Origin of the sequence: Streptomyces sp. SLBN-118, from assembly GCF_006715635.1 — a bacterium.
Lineage (GTDB): Bacteria > Actinomycetota > Actinomycetes > Streptomycetales > Streptomycetaceae > Streptomyces.
The window spans coordinates 1,779,287-1,794,450 of the sequence record NZ_VFNP01000002.1 but is presented as its reverse complement, the minus strand read 5'-3'; the positions used below and the strand labels follow the sequence as shown (position 1 = coordinate 1,794,450).

General features: G+C 71.0%; 18 protein-coding genes. 13 read left to right on the top strand and 5 right to left on the bottom strand.

All coding sequences use genetic code 11. From position 1 onward, the window contains the following. Positions 1-45: 45 nt before the first annotated feature. Genes FBY35_RS26845 through FBY35_RS26830 form a run of 4 tightly spaced genes read left to right on the top strand, consistent with a single transcriptional unit; the run spans position 46 to position 3,814 of the window. Positions 46-1,281, top strand: coding sequence for an NYN domain-containing protein (locus tag FBY35_RS26845; RefSeq protein WP_186357072.1), 1,236 nt, complete (start codon positions 46-48; stop codon positions 1,279-1,281). 37 nt (positions 1,282-1,318) lie between these two features. Then, entirely contained in the window at positions 1,319-2,293 is a 975-nt protein-coding gene (locus FBY35_RS26840) for an ABC transporter ATP-binding protein (protein WP_186357154.1), read from the top strand. Beyond that, positions 2,290-3,132 (top strand): ABC transporter permease, encoded by an 843-nt coding sequence (locus tag FBY35_RS26835; protein WP_142216542.1) that lies wholly within the window; start codon positions 2,290-2,292, stop codon positions 3,130-3,132. Before FBY35_RS26840 ends, FBY35_RS26835 begins: the two co-directional genes overlap by 4 nt. Before the next feature lie 34 nt (positions 3,133-3,166). Further along, positions 3,167-3,814 carry an ABC transporter permease gene (locus FBY35_RS26830; RefSeq protein ID WP_260848827.1) on the top strand — a complete coding sequence of 216 codons (648 nt, stop codon included), beginning with the start codon at positions 3,167-3,169 and terminating at the stop codon, positions 3,812-3,814. Positions 3,815-4,164: 350 nt separating this feature from the next. Here FBY35_RS26830 and ybaK read toward each other — a convergent pair whose 3' ends face one another. The 4 genes from ybaK to FBY35_RS26810 form a co-directional block, all read right to left on the bottom strand. After that, a complete protein-coding gene (ybaK, locus tag FBY35_RS26825; RefSeq protein WP_142216540.1) occupies positions 4,165-4,668 on the bottom strand; it encodes a Cys-tRNA(Pro) deacylase in 504 nt (167 codons plus the stop codon). A gap of 14 nt (positions 4,669-4,682) precedes the next feature. Then, the gene (locus FBY35_RS26820) at positions 4,683-5,423 is read right to left on the bottom strand and encodes an LON peptidase substrate-binding domain-containing protein (RefSeq protein ID WP_142216539.1); all 741 of its coding nucleotides are present in this window, start codon (positions 5,421-5,423) and stop codon (positions 4,683-4,685) included. A gap of 11 nt (positions 5,424-5,434) precedes the next feature. Beyond that, complete coding sequence (locus FBY35_RS26815; protein WP_142216538.1) at positions 5,435-6,457, bottom strand: hypothetical protein; 1,023 nt, start codon at positions 6,455-6,457, stop codon at positions 5,435-5,437. A gap of 103 nt (positions 6,458-6,560) precedes the next feature. Next, positions 6,561-8,162 (bottom strand): oxidoreductase, encoded by a 1,602-nt coding sequence (locus FBY35_RS26810; RefSeq protein ID WP_142216537.1) that lies wholly within the window; start codon positions 8,160-8,162, stop codon positions 6,561-6,563. 204 nt (positions 8,163-8,366) lie between these two features. On the opposite strand from FBY35_RS26810, the gene hisD reads away from it, so the two are divergent. From hisD to hisF, 8 genes are read left to right on the top strand one after another with little or no spacing between them, the layout of a single operon-like run. Beyond that, the gene (gene hisD, locus FBY35_RS26805) at positions 8,367-9,689 is read left to right on the top strand and encodes a histidinol dehydrogenase (protein ID WP_142216536.1); all 1,323 of its coding nucleotides are present in this window, start codon (positions 8,367-8,369) and stop codon (positions 9,687-9,689) included. Further along, a complete protein-coding gene (locus FBY35_RS26800) occupies positions 9,686-10,792 on the top strand; it encodes a histidinol-phosphate transaminase (protein WP_142216535.1) in 1,107 nt (368 codons plus the stop codon). The genes hisD and FBY35_RS26800 overlap by 4 nt, the downstream gene beginning before the upstream one ends. Continuing rightward, positions 10,789-11,382 carry an imidazoleglycerol-phosphate dehydratase HisB gene (gene hisB, locus FBY35_RS26795; RefSeq protein WP_142216534.1) on the top strand — a complete coding sequence of 198 codons (594 nt, stop codon included), beginning with the start codon at positions 10,789-10,791 and terminating at the stop codon, positions 11,380-11,382. Before FBY35_RS26800 ends, hisB begins: the two co-directional genes overlap by 4 nt. Before the next feature lie 4 nt (positions 11,383-11,386). Then, positions 11,387-11,554, top strand: a complete 168-nt coding sequence (locus tag FBY35_RS36510; RefSeq protein WP_175258652.1) for a hypothetical protein — start codon at positions 11,387-11,389, stop codon at positions 11,552-11,554. Continuing rightward, a complete protein-coding gene (hisH, locus tag FBY35_RS26790; RefSeq protein ID WP_142216533.1) occupies positions 11,551-12,192 on the top strand; it encodes an imidazole glycerol phosphate synthase subunit HisH in 642 nt (213 codons plus the stop codon). The genes FBY35_RS36510 and hisH overlap by 4 nt, the downstream gene beginning before the upstream one ends. Further along, positions 12,192-12,917, top strand: coding sequence for a bifunctional 1-(5-phosphoribosyl)-5-((5-phosphoribosylamino)methylideneamino)imidazole-4-carboxamide isomerase/phosphoribosylanthranilate isomerase PriA (gene priA, locus FBY35_RS26785; protein WP_142216532.1), 726 nt, complete (start codon positions 12,192-12,194; stop codon positions 12,915-12,917). The genes hisH and priA overlap by 1 nt, the downstream gene beginning before the upstream one ends. Then, a complete protein-coding gene (locus FBY35_RS26780; protein ID WP_142216531.1) occupies positions 12,914-13,312 on the top strand; it encodes a RidA family protein in 399 nt (132 codons plus the stop codon). Before priA ends, FBY35_RS26780 begins: the two co-directional genes overlap by 4 nt. Then, a complete protein-coding gene (gene hisF, locus FBY35_RS26775) occupies positions 13,309-14,064 on the top strand; it encodes an imidazole glycerol phosphate synthase subunit HisF (protein WP_142216530.1) in 756 nt (251 codons plus the stop codon). The genes FBY35_RS26780 and hisF overlap by 4 nt, the downstream gene beginning before the upstream one ends. Before the next feature lie 7 nt (positions 14,065-14,071). Here the strand turns inward: hisF and FBY35_RS26770 are convergent, their stop codons facing one another. Further along, complete coding sequence (locus tag FBY35_RS26770; RefSeq protein ID WP_142216529.1) at positions 14,072-14,707, bottom strand: TIGR03085 family metal-binding protein; 636 nt, start codon at positions 14,705-14,707, stop codon at positions 14,072-14,074. 84 nt (positions 14,708-14,791) lie between these two features. On the opposite strand from FBY35_RS26770, the gene hisI reads away from it, so the two are divergent. Further along, positions 14,792-15,154 (top strand): phosphoribosyl-AMP cyclohydrolase, encoded by a 363-nt coding sequence (hisI, locus tag FBY35_RS26765; protein WP_142216528.1) that lies wholly within the window; start codon positions 14,792-14,794, stop codon positions 15,152-15,154. Positions 15,155-15,164 lie beyond the last annotated feature (10 nt).

Sequence of the window (15,164 nt, the reverse complement as noted above, 5' to 3'; positions counted from 1 at the left end):
TCCCCGATCCGGACCCTTCCCCGATCCCGAAGTTCCCGAAAGAGGGTGGAACGCGTGGACCGCTGCGTTGTCCTGGTGGACGCCGGATATCTGCTGGGCGCCGCCGCGAGCCTGCTGGCCGGGGAACCGGCGCGTTCCAGAATCACCGTCGACCATGCCGCCCTCATCCAGGGCCTGCGCGAACTCGCCGAAGCCGATACGGAACGCCCGCTGTTGCGCATCTACTGGTTCGACGGCGCCCCGGACCGCGTACCGCAGCCCGAGCACCGGCGACTGCGCGTGATGCCCAGAGTGACCGTCCGGCTGGGCGCACTGACCCGCAGCGACGGCCGCTGGGCGCAGAAGGGGGTCGACGCGGCCATGCACGCCGAACTCACCGAACTGGCCAGAAATCGCGCGTGCTCGGATGTGGTCCTGGTGACCGGGGACGGGGACCTGCTGCCCGGGCTGATGTCCGCCAAGGAGCACGGCGTCGCCGTCCACCTCTGGGCGGTGCAGGCCGCCGACGGCGACTACAACCAGTCGGAGGACCTGGTCGCCGAGGCCGACGAGCGCCGCGTGCTCGACCGCGCCTGGATCACCGGTGCCGTACGGGCCAAGGAGTTCACCGGTATCTGCGCCCCCTCGCCCGCGCCCCGCCCGGAAATCGCCGCGATTCTCTCCGCTCCGCTCCCCGAGTCGGCGCTCGCGGCCCCGCAGGAGCGCGCCGCCGACGCCGCGCGCAACGGCTCACAGCCCACCCCCTCGGACAACGGCTCCGAGCCCGGACCCCCCGCCGCCAAGGGCGTCCCCACCCCCAAGGACCTGGCGGGCCTGCGCGGCCCCGGCCAGAACTCCTCACCTCACCCCACCAGCGCAACGCTGCGCTGGTCCTCCGACAAGGGATGGGTCGAGCGGCCCGGCGCCGGCGCCGTGGGCGAGCCGCCAGAGACCGCCTCGCTGCCGACGCTGGCCCAGCTCACCAGCGCCGAGCAGCGCTGGGCCGACCGCGAAGAGGACATCACCACGGTCGGCGGCGACCCCTTCGAGGTGGGACAGGTCTTCGCCCGGCGCTGGATGGAACGGCTGCCGGAGGCCGGCCATGTGCAGAAACTGTCCACCATGTACCCGCGGATCCCGCACCGTATCGACGGCGAACTGCTGCGGTACGCGGCACGTTTCGGGCTTCTCGCGCACAAGGACGACCAGATCGACGAGCACGACCGTTATGCGATCCGGGCCGGATTCTGGCGCGAGATCGACGTACGGGCGGCCGCGGAACACGCCCCCGCGGCGGAATAGCCCCGCCGACCCCGTAGGCTCGTCCCTTGTGAGTACGGTGTGCGCGGTGCGGGATCTGGTCAAGACGTACCCCGCCGCGCGCGCTCGCCGTGGTACCCCCGGGACACCCGAGGTGCGCGCCACGGACGGGATTTCGCTCGAGGTGCGGCGCGGCGAGATCTTCGGGCTGCTCGGACCCAACGGTGCGGGCAAGTCCACTCTCGTACGACAGCTCACCGGCCTGATGCGGCCGGACAGCGGCAGCGTCGAGGTGCTGGGCCACGATCTCGTACGCCACCCCGAGCGGGCGTCCCGGCTCATCGGGTATCTCGGGCAGGAATCCACCGCCCTCGACGACCTGACCGTCGCACTCGCCGCCGAGACGACCGGCCGGCTGCGCGGACTGCCCACGCGGCAGGCGCGGGCCGAGCGGGACGCCGTCCTGGAGGAGCTCGGGCTGACCGAGCTCGCGGCGCGTCCCCTGAAGAAACTCTCCGGCGGACAGCGGCGGCTGGCCTGCTTCGCGGCGACGCTGGTGGGCGAGCGGCCCGTCCTGGTACTGGACGAGCCGACCACCGGGATGGACCCCGTCGCACGGCGCGCCGTGTGGGCCGCCGTCGACCGGCGCCGGGCGGAGAACGGGGCGACCGTGCTGCTCGTCACCCACAACGTCATCGAGGCCGAGACGGTCCTCGACCGGGTCGCCGTGCTGGAACGAGGCCGCGTCATCGCCTGCGACTCCCCGACCGGGCTGAAGGAACGGATCGCGGGCGAGGTGCGCGTCGAGCTGGTGTGGCGCGAGCGGGTGCCGCTGGACGTGCCCGAAGTCGCCGCACTGCGCGCATCCGCACAGGAGTCCGGGCGCCGGTGGGTGCTCAGGCTCGCGCCGGACGAGGCACGGGCGGCGGTCGCCGCGGTGACCGGCGGCGCGGCGTTCGCGGCGCTCGACGATTTCACACTGGCCGCGCCGAGCCTGGAGGATGTGTACTTGGCGCTCGGCGGGAACGCGACGAAGGGGCTGGTCAAGGCGTGAGCACCGTGCCCGCGGAGGCGGTGTCCGGGCATTCCGGACAAGCCCGGCAGGTCAGGACCACGAGTGTCGCCCCGGCCGTGGCCGCAGCGCCCCTCGCGCCGCGGGCGCGGCTGCTGCCCGCGCTCGGTGCCGTGTACCGCGCGCAGCTCTCCAGGGCCCGGGTCGCCCGGATCCCGCTGCTCTTCGTGGCGACCTTCCAGTCGATCGGGATCATGGTCCTTATGCGCGGGGTCGTCGACGGAGGCGCCGAAGCGCGGGCCGTCGTCGCCGGATCGAGCGTCCTCGTCGTCGCGTTTGTCGCACTCAACCTTCTCGCCCAGTACTTCGGACAGCTGCGGGCCGGCGGCGGCCTCGACCACTACGCCACGCTGCCGGTGCCGCCCGCCGCGGTGGTGCTCGGCGCGGCCGGTGCGTACGCCTCCTTCACCGTGCCCGGCACGGTCGTCACAGCGGTCGCGGGCAGCGTCCTCTTCCAGCTGCCACTGACCCATCTATGGGTGCTCGCCGCAGTCGTCCCGCTCGCCGGCGCGGCCCTCGCGGGCCTCGGCGCGGCGCTCGGACTGCTCGCACCGCGACAGGAACTGGCCACGCTGCTGGGGCAGTTGGGCATGTCCGCGGCGCTGCTCCTCGGTGTGCTGCCGGCCGGCCGGCTGCCCGGGCCGATCTCGTACGCCCGTGATCTCCTACCGTCGACCTACGGAGTCGAGGCGCTCGCCCGGACCTTCGACGCGCGCCCGGACTGGGCGGTCGTCGGACTGGACCTCGCCGTCTGCGCGGCCGTGGGTGTCGTTTCGCTGACGGTCGCCACGTGGGCGTACCGGCGGGCGGCAGTCCGGTGAGGCACTGACCCGGGACGCCTGGCACGATGGCGGTGTGACCGCACCTCTGACTCCACCGCACCAGCCCTCGCCTCATAACGACCCGTGGGAGAAGCCGCCTGCCGGGCCCGGCTTCCACGAGCCCGAGACGCAGGACGCCGCGGACCTGAAAAGAGAGGCGCGGGACGGAATCGTCGTCGTGGTCGCCCTGACGGCCCTGGGCGTGGCCCTTGGACTGCTGTGGCTGTGGCTGGCGCCGCGGGTGCCGCTGATCTCCAGCGACAAGGCGGTGTTCCTCAAGGACACGGAGGGCGAGGAGGCGGTGGGCGCGGACGGCACGTTCGCGCTGCTGGCCCTCGGCTTCGGCGCGGTCAGCGCGGCCGCGGTCTTCTTCTTCCGCAGGCGCGGAGGCATCGCACTGGTGGTGGCGCTGGCCCTGGGCGGGCTGCTCGGCTCGCTGCTGGCGTGGGGGATCGGCGAGTGGTTCGGCCCGACGGACGACGTGGTCGCGCATGCGCGGGCGGTGGGGGAGGGCGTGACCTTCGACGCGCCACTGGAGCTGAAGGCGCGGGGGGCGTTGCTGGCGTGGCCGGTGGCGGCGATGGTGCTTCACCTGGCGCTGACGGCGCTGTTCGGGCCGCGGGACCCGGAGCCGGAATGGCCGCCGGTCGAGTACGGGCCGGGGCGGGGCGGCGCGGGCTGACGCCTGCGGCGCGGCTTTCCCCACCCCGCCCTCCCCCTACGGCCTGGCGGCCGTGGGAGGCCCCCATCCCGCTGTGCCAATGTGCGGCTCCGCCGCGTGGGGGCTTCGCCCCAGACCCCTGCGCCCGCTTCGCGGCGCGAACCGGGGCTCCGTCCACCCCGTACGCGCTTCGCGGCGTGTCCTCAATCGCCGGAGGGCCGACCTTCAGCCCTGCGGCGTCGCAAGGGGCGCAGGTGGTCCGGGTTCGCCCGCGAGACCACCCACCGGGCAGCACCACCAACGCCCCCTGGCCCGGGTCACCGCGGACCCTGGAAACGGGCGGGGTGGGGAAAGCCCGCCGCAGGCGGACCTTACGCCCGGCCGATCGGTGCCAGCACCGCCCTCGTCAGCGACGCCAGGTCCGACGGCGACAGTTCGACCTCCAGGCCCCGGCGCCCCGCCGAGACGCAGATCGTGGCGTGGGCCGACGCCGACGCGTCGAGGACCGTGCGCAGGCGTTTGCGCTGTCCCAAGGGGGAGATGCCGCCGCGGACATAGCCGGTCGTGCGTTCCGCCGCCGCCGGATCCGCCATGGTCGCCCTTTTCGCGCCGACCGCCGCCGCGAGCGCCTTGAGGTCCAGCTGGCCCGCCACCGGCACGATTGCGACCGTCAGTTCGCCGTCGACGTCCGCGACCAGGGTCTTGAAGACCCGGTCGGGGGAGACGCCGAGGGCTTCGGCCGCCTCGTCGCCGTACGACGCCGACGCGGGATCGTGGTCGTACGCGTGCACCGTGAAGGCCGTGCCCGCTTCGGTCAGGGCGACCGTGGCGGGGGTACCCCCGGACGTGGCCGACTTCTTGGGCTTCTTCGCCACTCAGGAGGCTCCTGTCAGTTGGGGCTCGTCGGCGCCCGCGTCAAATCGACCGCGGGCAGCGACGGCAGATGGCGGATCACCGCGGTCTCCGAGCGCAGCAGCGTCAGTTCCTCCCGCAACCGGGTCGCCGTGTCGGGCGCTTGCAGGAGGCGCTGCTTCGCCGGGGTGTCCAGTACGGCCGCTGCGGCCACCAGATACGACACCACCGAGGGCTCGTCCGGCAGGTCCGCCCCCGTGGACAGCGAGCGCTCACGCGCGCCCGCCAGCCGCTTCTGGTAGCTGCGGAAGGCGCGCAGCACACCCTCGGCGAGGGCTCCCGCGCCGTCCCCGGACTCCTCCGGGATTTCCTCCAGTTCGGCCGTCAGATACGGGCCGCTCGCGTCGACCGAGAGGATTTTGACCCGGGTTGTCCCTGTGGCCAGTACCTCGAAGCTGCCGTCGTCGCGCTCGCGGATCGTCGCCGCGTCGGCGATGCAGCCGAACTGGTGGAAGGCCTGGATCGGATCGTCGCCGAAGCCCGCCGCGGGACCGCGCTGGGGCAGCGCGGTCGGGTCCGGCATGCCGGGCGCGGTCGGTGCGACCTCGCGCCCGTCGCGGATGGCGACCACGGCGAAGCGGCGCGGTTCGGACTCGTCCGTCTTCAACAGCTCGCGCATCATGGCGCGATAACGCTCCTCGAACACGTTCAAGGGCAGGACGAGGCCCGGGAACAGAACCGAGTTCAGCGGGAAGAGGGGGAGACGTGCGGTGGTCACAACGCACAAGACTAATGGCCCAGAGACCTGCTTCGTCCGGCCGTCGGGCGCAAGGGGGTCATTGAGGCGACCTGGATCCGTACGCCGTCCCGCGTCGAGAGGAACTGGCCCAGCGGATCATCGGTCACCAAGGTCCAGGGGAAGGAGGTCGCATGGGGCCCGATCAGCCGGAACTGCTCCAGCGCCTGAGCCCACCGGCCCCGCCCCACCAGCACGTATGCCAGCAGATTGCGCACCTCGGCCGGCCAGGGATCCCCGGCCGGGTAGTCCGCCGAGAGCGTGATCGCCAGATCCGCCGCCGCGTCGATGCGGTCGTCCTGTACGGAGGTGGTGTCCCCGCCCAGCAGCTGGGCGAACGCCGCCCGTACCGGCAGCGCCTGCACCAGCGAGCCCGGCAGTGCGTCGGCCGCCGCCTGTTCGGCGAAGTCGAAGCACTCGCGGTGCGAGCCGTACCACTGGGCGGACAGGTACTTGAGGGCGGCTACGTGACAGCCGTAGTGGTGCGAGGAACGGCGGATCGCCTGCTCCCACAGCGACTCGAAGGCCGTGTGCGTGGCATGGGTGCCGCGCGCGTGGTCCAGCGAGATACGCCACGGCACGGGGTCGTTCGGATCGCCCTCGGCCGCCGCGTCGATCAGGGGCCCCACCTCACGCAGCCGTTCGATGCCGGCGGGTGACTCCCAGGCCCTTCGGACCGCCAACTCGGCCTTGACGACGACCGCGTCGGGGTCGCGCGGCGCCGCGGAGAGCCATGCCGTGAGCCACTCCTCGCGGTTGTACGCGAAGGCCGCGAGCCGCATCACGTACCGGTCGCGGTTCTCCCATTCGGCTGATTCACGTGTGGTCGCCAGCAGCTTGGCGGCCGGTTCGTACTCTCCGAGTGCCGCCGCGACGAGTGCCGGACCGAGCCGCTCGTCGGGCGCGTCGAGCAGCACCGTCTCCTCGGGCGCCAGGCCGTCGGCGAGCTGCGGCGTATGACGGATCATGCGCGCGGTGCGAATCAGGGCACGGAGCAATGACATGGTGCGGACCATTGAAAACCGCAGGTCAGGAGGCGCGCCAGAGCCCAGCTGTGAAGAGTTCGTAGCGGCCGAATGGTTGTCCTGGCGAACGTCAAGAGAGCGTAAAGAAAGTGTCTCAGCCGCGACGCAGAAGGCGGGACGCGCCGGCCGCGACCGTCGTCGCCAGAATCCAGCCGAGCAGGATCAGCGCCGTCGATGCCCATTGCCAGGCGCCGTCAAGCCTCCAATAGCTTTCCTGGCCGAGATCGATCACCGGCACCAGCAGATCCAGAGCATAGAGCGCCGCGTTCCACTGCGGATGCTCGTCAGCCTTCAACGGCGCCGGATCCACCTGCGCGAAGGCCACCGCTCCCGCAGCCCACAGCACCGCCATCCACAGGGCCGCCCGGCCGGGGCGGTAGCCGTAGGCCACGGTCCAGTCCTGGAGATAGCCCCAGAGCTTCGCGGCCAGCGGCAGCGTCTCGCGGCGGCGGCGCTGTTTGGCGAGCAGCACCTCGCGTGCGTCCGCGTCCTCGCCGCTGTTGCGCAGCACGGTCGCGAGGCGTTCGTACGGCTCCGGCGAGTACTCCGGGGTCGCCGAAGCCACCCACTCCAGACGGCGGCTGAGCGGGAACTCCTCGTACGGGACGAGGTTCTCGTAGACGAATCCGCCCATCGCGAGGCCGCCGGGGCCCGGCCAGCTCGCTGCCAGGTCGATCAGCGTGACGACCTTCGCGCCGTTCAGCACGACGCGCCCGTCCTCCGGGCGCTCCGCGTTGAAGCGCAGCTCAGGGGTGGCGATCCGGCGCAGCGACAGCTCCTCGCGGGCGTTCAGTACGAAGCGGGCCCGGTTCAGGTCGACCGCGTCGCCGAAACGCCCGTCGTCGAGCCGTACCCCGCCGTGGCACTGGAAGGGCTGCAGCCGGGTGCCGCGCACCGGTGTTCCGGCGTTGCCGATGCCGAAGGGGGGAGTGGCGCCCGGGTTGCCCGTGGACTCGCTCACCCAAGCGCCCGTCAGATAGAGGGTGCGCTCCACACTCAGCTGCGGGGCGTTGAGCGCGCGGCGCTCCCCGGCCGCGCGCAGCCGGCTGCCGCGCAGACTCAGCGAGACCCCGACCTTCGCACCGCGCAGACTGAGCTCGCCGTATGTCTCGATCAGTTCGGCCTGTAAGTCCTGCGCGACCGACATTCCGTCGGCGGTGATCGCCCGGCCCCTGCGGTCCGGCCGGACATGGATCTGGTTGATCAGCAGATCGGTGCCGATCTGTGCGTCGGTCAGCCGTATGCCGTGCTCGACCCGGCAGCGCGGAAGATGCAGATCACCTTCGGTGCGCAGCCGGGCCGCCTCGATCCGGGGTATCGCGCATCCGACCATGCGGACGGTGGCGAAGTGCGCCTCGGGCATCAGTACTTCGCTGTCGAAGCGGCAGCCGTTCAGCTCGACATAGGGCGCGATGCTGCCACCCGCGAGCTTGAGCGTGCCGGTGATCTGGACCCCGCGGAGCTTGAGCGCTGCGACCCGGCCGGGCAGCGCGGGCGGACCGCTGAGCAGCAGCCGGGCGACGATGGACGCGCGGACGCTGCGTTCGGGGCCCCAGGGGCGTGGCGAGAAGGGATCGTTCAGCAGGGGGTTGGGATCACTCAGGTCGTGCGTACTCCCGTTTCTGAAGGCGTTCCACATGGTCACTTCGGTCCGGCTCAGTCCGTCCGGGGGCCCGTCGTCCAGCGGCTCGGTCAATGCCGCTCCTTCGCTTGCTTGGTTCGTACAGCTGTTCTTCCCGCTGAGTGACGGACTGAACGCTAGTGGTCATGAACAACACCGGAAACCACAGGGGTGGCGTGAAATGCCTCGTTCAGGGGTGGACGGCGGCAGGCAGGTGGGCCATATCAGCCAGTGATACGGGCGACCACCTGCCGATTACCGTCTGAGAGAATTGGTTCCGTGATCTCACGAATCGATCTGCGCGCAGATGCGCTCCCCGAGGGTGCCGCTCTGCGTGACCTGCTGCCCCGTGCCGAGTTCGACGTGGAAGCCGCCCTGGAGAAGGTGCGGCCCATCTGCGAGGCCGTGCATCATCGGGGTACGTCGGCGCTGATCGACTACGCGGAGAAGTTCGACGGCGTGAAGCTGGAGCGGGTGCGGGTGCCCGCGGCCGCGCTGGACGAGGCCCTGGAGCAGTTGGATCCCGAGGTCAGGGCCGCCCTGGAGGAGTCGATCAGGCGGGCCAGGATCGTGCACCGCGCGCAGCGCCGTGACGCGCACACCACCCAAGTGGTCCCCGGCGGCACGGTCACCGAGAAGTGGGTCCCGGTCGAGCGCGTGGGTCTGTACGCGCCGGGCGGCCGCTCCGTCTACCCCTCCTCCGTGATCATGAACGCCGTACCGGCACAGGAGGCCGGCGTCGGGTCCATCGCACTGGCCTCCCCGCCGCAGAAGGAGTTCGGCGGTCTGCCGCACCCGACGATCCTCGCCGCCTGTGCGCTGCTCGGCGTGGACGAGGTGTACGCCGCGGGCGGCGCCCAGGCCGTCGCGATGTTCGCGTACGGCACCGAGGAGTGCGCCCCCGCGAACATGGTGACCGGCCCCGGCAATATCTGGGTCGCCGCCGCAAAGCGGTACTTCACCGGACGTATCGGCATTGACGCCGAGGCCGGGCCGACCGAGATCGCGATCCTCGCCGACGAGAGTGCCGACCCGGTGCATGTCGCCGCCGACATGATCAGCCAGGCCGAGCACGACCCGATGGCCGCCGCCGTGCTGGTCACCGACTCCACCGAGCTCGCGGACGCGGTCGAGAAGGAGCTGGAGCCGCAGATCGCGGCAACCAAGCACATCGAGGACCGGATCGTCCCCGCACTGAGCGGCAGGCAGTCCGCGATCGTCCTGGTCGACGGGGTCGAGGAGGGCCTGCGGGTCGTCAACGCGTACGGCGCCGAGCACCTGGAGATCCAGACCGCCGACGCCGCCGCGGTCGCGGCGAGGGTCCGCAACGCCGGCGCGATCTTCGTCGGCCCCTGGGCGCCGGTCTCGCTCGGCGACTACTGCGCGGGCTCGAACCACGTACTGCCCACCGGCGGCTGCGCCTGTCACTCCTCCGGCCTGTCCGTGCAGTCCTTCCTGCGCGGTATCCACATCGTGGACTACACGCGAGACGCCCTCGCCGAGGTCACCCACCACGTCGTGACGCTCGCCGAGGCCGAGGACCTGCCGGCGCACGGGGCGGCCATGAAGGCGCGCTTCGAGTGGAAGGTGCCGAAGGCATGACCGGCATCGACGACCTGCCCATCAGGGACGAACTGCGCGGCAAGTCCCCTTACGGCGCGCCCCAGTTGGACGTACCCGTACAGCTGAACACCAACGAGAACCCCTATCCGCTGCCCGAGCCGCTGGTCCGGCGCATAGCCGAGCGCGTCACCGAGGCCGCCCGCGGGCTCAACCGCTACCCCGACCGGGACGCGGTGGAGCTGCGCACCGAGCTGGCCGCGTATCTGACCCGGACCGGAAAGCACCGGGTCGGCGTCGAGAACGTCTGGGCGGCCAACGGCTCCAACGAGGTCATCCAGCAACTGCTCCAGACCTTTGGCGGCCCCGGCCGTACCGCGATCGGCTTCGAGCCCTCGTACTCCATGCACGGGCTGATCTCGCGCGGCACCGGCACCGGCTGGATCTCGGGACCGCGCAACGACGACTTCACGATCGACCTCGCGGCCGCCGGGAAGGCGATCGCCGAGAGGCGGCCGGACGTCGTCTTCATCACCTCGCCCAACAACCCCACCGGTACGGCTGTCGAGGCCGAGACCGTCCTCGCGCTGTACGAGGCCGCACAGGCGGCCAAGCCCTCGCTCGTGGTCATCGACGAGGCGTACGTCGAATTCAGCCACCGCCCCTCGCTGCTCCCGCTGATCGAGGGCAGGCCGAATCTCGTCGTCTCGCGCACCATGTCCAAGGCCTTCGGCGCGGCAGGCCTTCGCCTGGGCTATCTGGCCGCTCACCCCGCCGTCGTCGACGCCGTCCAGCTGGTGCGCCTGCCGTACCACCTGTCCGCCGTCACCCAGGCCACCGCGCTCGCCGCGCTGGAGCACACCGATACGCTGCTCGGGTACGTCGAGCAGCTGAAGACCGAGCGGGACCGGCTGGTCGGCGAGCTGCGGGCGATCGGCTGGGAGGTCACCGAATCGGATGCCAACTTCGTCCAGTTCGGCCGCTTCGACGACGCGCACACCGCCTGGCAGAAGATCCTCGACCGAGGTGTCCTGGTCCGTGACAACTCGGTGCCCGGGTGGCTGCGCGTCACCGCCGGCACCCCTGACGAGAACGACGCGTTCCTCGACGCGGTTCGTGAGCTGAAGAAGGAGTACGACGCATGAGCCGGGTTGGCCGTGTCGAACGCACCACCAAGGAGACGTCCGTCGTCGTCGAGATCGACCTCGACGGCCACGGCAAGGTCGATGTGTCGACCGGGGTCGGTTTCTACGACCACATGCTCGACCAGCTCGGCCGCCACGGCCTGTTCGACCTCACCGTCAAGACCGAGGGCGATCTGCACATCGACTCGCACCACACCATCGAGGACACCGCCCTCGCGCTGGGCGCCGCCTTCAAGCAGGCCCTCGGCGACAAGGTGGGGATTTATCGATTCGGCAACTGCACGGTGCCGCTGGACGAGTCCCTCGCCCAGGTCACCGTGGACCTCTCGGGCCGCCCGTACCTGGTGCACACCGAGCCCGAGAACATGGCGCCCATGATCGGCTCCTACGACACGACGATGACGCGGCACATCCTGGAGTCCTTCGTGGCGCAGGCGCAGATCGCCCTGCACGTCCACGTCCCGTACGGACGCAACGCGCACCACATCGTGGAGTGCCAGTTCAAGGCGCTGGCCCGCGCTCTGCGATACGCCAGTGAGCGCGACCCGCGCGCCGCCGGCATCCTCCCCTCCACGAAGGGCGCGCTCTAACCCCATGACCGGCCTCTCCACCATCCTCATCGTCGTAGGGCTCTTCCTCGCCGGCGGTGTGTACTCCTTCTCCAAGCAGAAGATGCCCATGGGCCTGATCGTGCTCCTCGGCATCGGCTCGGTGATGTGTCTCGTCGCCGGTGTCCTGCGGATTCAGGGGATCTGGGAATGACCGCGAGCAAGAAGGTCGTCGTCTTCGACTACGGGTTCGGCAATGTCCGCTCCGCCGAGCGGGCACTGGCCCGCGTGGGCGCGGACGTCGAGATCACCCGCGACTTCGATGCCGCCATGAACGCCGACGGGCTCCTCGTGCCCGGCGTCGGTGCCTTCTCCGCCTGCATGGAGGGCCTGTCGAAGGCCCGCGGCGAGTGGATCGTCGGCCGCAGGCTCGCCGGCGGCCGTCCGGTCATGGGCATCTGCGTCGGTATGCAGATCCTCTTCGCCCGCGGAATCGAGCACGGAGTCGAGACAGAGGGCCTGGACGAGTGGCCCGGCACGGTCGGCCCGCTCAAGGCCCCGATCGTCCCCCACATGGGCTGGAACACCGTCGAGGCGCCCGCCGACAGCCGGCTCTTCGCCGGAGTCGACCCCGGCGCCCGCTTCTACTTCGTGCACTCCTATGCCGTGCACGAATGGGAGCTGGAAGTCACCAACCCCGCCATCCGCGCGCCCCAGGTCACCTGGGCGACCCACGGCGAGCGCTTTGTCGCCGCCGTGGAGAACAACGCGCTGTGGGCGACGCAGTTCCACCCCGAGAAGTCCGGCGACGCCGGCGCCCAGCTGCTGACCAACTGGATCGAGACGCTGTAATGCCGAAGCTTGAACTCCTTCCCGCAGTCGACGTCCGCGACGGCCAGGCCGTCCGTCTCGTCCATGGCGAGTCCGGTTCTGAGACCTCCTACGGTTCTCCCCTCGAAGCCGCCCTCGCCTGGCAGCGCGCGGGCGCCGAGTGGCTGCATCTCGTCGACCTGGACGCCGCCTTCGGCACCGGCGACAACCGCTCGCTGATCGCCGAGGTCGCCGGGGCGATGGACATCAAGGTCGAACTGTCCGGCGGCATCCGTGACGACGCCTCGCTCGCGGCCGCGCTGGCCACCGGCTGCACCCGGGTCAACCTGGGCACGGCCGCGCTGGAGACCCCCGAGTGGGTCGCCAAGGTCATCGCCGAGCACGGCGACAAGATCGCGGTCGGACTGGACGTGCGCGGCACGACGCTGCGCGGCCGCGGCTGGACCCGTGACGGCGGAGATCTGTACGAGACGCTCGCCCGGCTCGACTCCGAGGGCTGCGCCCGCTACGTCGTCACCGACATCGCCAAGGACGGCACCCTCCAGGGCCCCAACCTGGAGCTGCTGCGCAATGTCTGCGCGGTCACCGACAAGCCGGTCGTGGCATCCGGCGGTGTCTCCTCGCTCGACGACCTGCGCGCGATCGCCGCTCTCGTTCACGAGGGCGTCGAGGGCGCGATCGTCGGAAAGGCGCTGTACGCCAAGGCGTTCACCCTCGAAGAAGCCCTCGCGGCGGTGGCCGAATGACCGGCGCCGTACGCCGTGTCGCATCCGACGGCCCGTGGGAGGAGGCCTTCGGCTACTCCCGGGCCGTGGAACTGCCGGACGGCCTTGTCCTGGTGTCGGGCTGCACCTCGGTGGTCGACGGCGTGGTCCTCGACGGCTCTCCCTACGACCAGGCGATCACCGCTTTCGGTGTGGCCGTGGGCGCGCTGCAGGACCTCGGTCTCGACCGCGACCACGTGGTGCGCACACGGATGTACATCACCCACGCCAGGGACGTGGAGGAGGTCGGCCGCGCCCACAGGGAGCTGTTCGGCTCCGTCCGTCCCGCGGCGTCGATGCTCATCGTCTCGGGCTTCGTCGACCCCCGGATGGTCGTCGAGGTCGAGGTCGAGGCGTACCGAGGAGGTGCCGCATGACACTCGCGGTCCGAGTCATTCCCTGCCTGGACGTGGACAACGGCCGGGTCGTCAAGGGCGTCAACTTCCAGAATCTGCGCGACGCGGGCGACCCCGTCGAGATGGCCAGGCTGTACGACGCCGAGGGCGCCGACGAACTGACCTTCCTCGACATCACCGCGTCCTCCGGCAACCGTGAGACGACGTACGACGTGGTGCGCCGCACCGCCGAGCAGGTCTTCATCCCGCTGACCGTGGGCGGCGGAGTGCGCAGCGCGGACGACGTGGACAAGCTGCTGCGCGCGGGTGCCGACAAAGTGGGTGTGAACACCGCGGCGATCGCCCGCCCCGAGCTGATCCGCGAGATCGCCGAGCGTTTCGGCCGCCAGGTTCTGGTGCTGTCGGTGGACGCGCGGCGCACGCCCGGGGGCAGCTTCGAGGTCACCACGCACGGCGGCCGCAAGGGCACCGGCATCGACGCCGTCGAATGGGCGCACCGTGCCGCCGAGTTGGGCGCGGGCGAGATCCTGCTCAACTCGATGGACGCCGACGGCACCAAGGACGGCTACGACACGGAGTTGATCGCGGCGGTGCGCCGGCAGGTCACGGTCCCTGTCATCGCGAGCGGTGGCGCGGGCAAGCTGGCGGACTTCCCCCCGGCCATCGCGGCGGGCGCGGACGCGGTCCTCGCGGCCTCGGTCTTCCACTTCGGCGACCTGCGTATCTCCCAGGTCAAGGACACCCTGCGCGAGGCCGGTCACCCGGTGCGCTGAGCCCCGCCTACATCCCGAACGGCGGGACCTCGTGCAGCCGCGCGATCGCGTCCTTGTCGCCCTCCAGCTCCACCCGCGCCACGTCCTGCCGCCCGAACGCGAACAGCGTCAGCTCGCTGGGTTCCCCGGTCGCCGTCACGACCGGGGTGCCCCGCTGGGCGACGGCCGTCTGTCCGTCCGCACGGCGCAGCACCAGGCCGACCGGCGACCTGCGGCCCAGCAGCCGGGCCGCCTTCTCCAGCCGGGACCACAGGGCGTTCTCGAACACCTGGTCAAGCGTGCGCGGCGTCCAGTCCTCCTGCGCCCGCCGCACATCCTCGGTGTGGACGAAGAACTCGACCGTGTTCGCCGCCTCGTCCAGCTGCTTGATGCCGTACGGGGACATCCGTGGCGGTCCCGTACGGATGAGCTGGATCAGCTCCTCGTACGGCTTCGCGGCGAACTCCGCCTGCACCCGTTCGAGGCGGGGCTTGAGCGCGCCGATCAGGATCCCACCCGCGGCGTCCGCACGCCGCTCACGCACCACCACATGGGCGGCAAGATCCCTGGTCGTCCAGCCCTCGCACAGGGTCGGGGCCTCGGGGCCCGCCGATTCCAACAGGTCGGCGAGCAGAAGTCGTTCACGCTTCGCATGTGTCGACATGTCCGCCAGCCTACGACCGTGGCGGTGGGTCCGCCCAGTGGACGCACCGCCCGTCGTACCCGCGCGGCACGGCACAATGGGCGTATGACCAGCAGTGTTCCCGCAAGCTCCCTCGATCCCGCCGTCGCCGCCCGCCTCAAGCGCACCGCCGACAGCCTGGTTCCGGCCATCGCCCAGCAGTACGACACCGGTGAGGTGCTGATGCTCGGCTGGATGGACGACGAGGCGCTGCATCGCACCCTCACCACCGGCCGCTGCACCTACTGGTCCCGCAGCCGCCAGGAGTACTGGGTCAAGGGCGACACCTCCGGCCATGTCCAGCACGTCAAGTCCGTAGCCCTCGACTGCGACGCCGACACGATCCTCGTCAAGGTCGACCAGGTCGGCGCCGCCTGCCACACCGGGGCCCGTACCTGCTTCGACGCCGACGTCCTCCTGGACAAGTAGGGTCGGGCGC

Coding starts and splice junctions, on each gene's coding strand:
- hisH (WP_142216533.1), top strand. CDS start 11,551: ATGACCGCGAGCAAGAAGGTCGTCGTCTTCGACTACGGGTTCGGCAAT.
- hisB (WP_142216534.1), top strand. CDS start 10,789: ATGAGCCGGGTTGGCCGTGTCGAACGCACCACCAAGGAGACGTCCGTC.
- FBY35_RS26815 (WP_142216538.1), bottom strand. CDS start 6,457: ATGGTCCGCACCATGTCATTGCTCCGTGCCCTGATTCGCACCGCGCGC.
- FBY35_RS36510 (WP_175258652.1), top strand. CDS start 11,387: ATGACCGGCCTCTCCACCATCCTCATCGTCGTAGGGCTCTTCCTCGCC.
- hisI (WP_142216528.1), top strand. CDS start 14,792: ATGACCAGCAGTGTTCCCGCAAGCTCCCTCGATCCCGCCGTCGCCGCC.
- hisF (WP_142216530.1), top strand. CDS start 13,309: ATGACACTCGCGGTCCGAGTCATTCCCTGCCTGGACGTGGACAACGGC.
- FBY35_RS26780 (WP_142216531.1), top strand. CDS start 12,914: ATGACCGGCGCCGTACGCCGTGTCGCATCCGACGGCCCGTGGGAGGAG.
- priA (WP_142216532.1), top strand. CDS start 12,192: ATGCCGAAGCTTGAACTCCTTCCCGCAGTCGACGTCCGCGACGGCCAG.
- FBY35_RS26770 (WP_142216529.1), bottom strand. CDS start 14,707: ATGTCGACACATGCGAAGCGTGAACGACTTCTGCTCGCCGACCTGTTG.
- FBY35_RS26800 (WP_142216535.1), top strand. CDS start 9,686: ATGACCGGCATCGACGACCTGCCCATCAGGGACGAACTGCGCGGCAAG.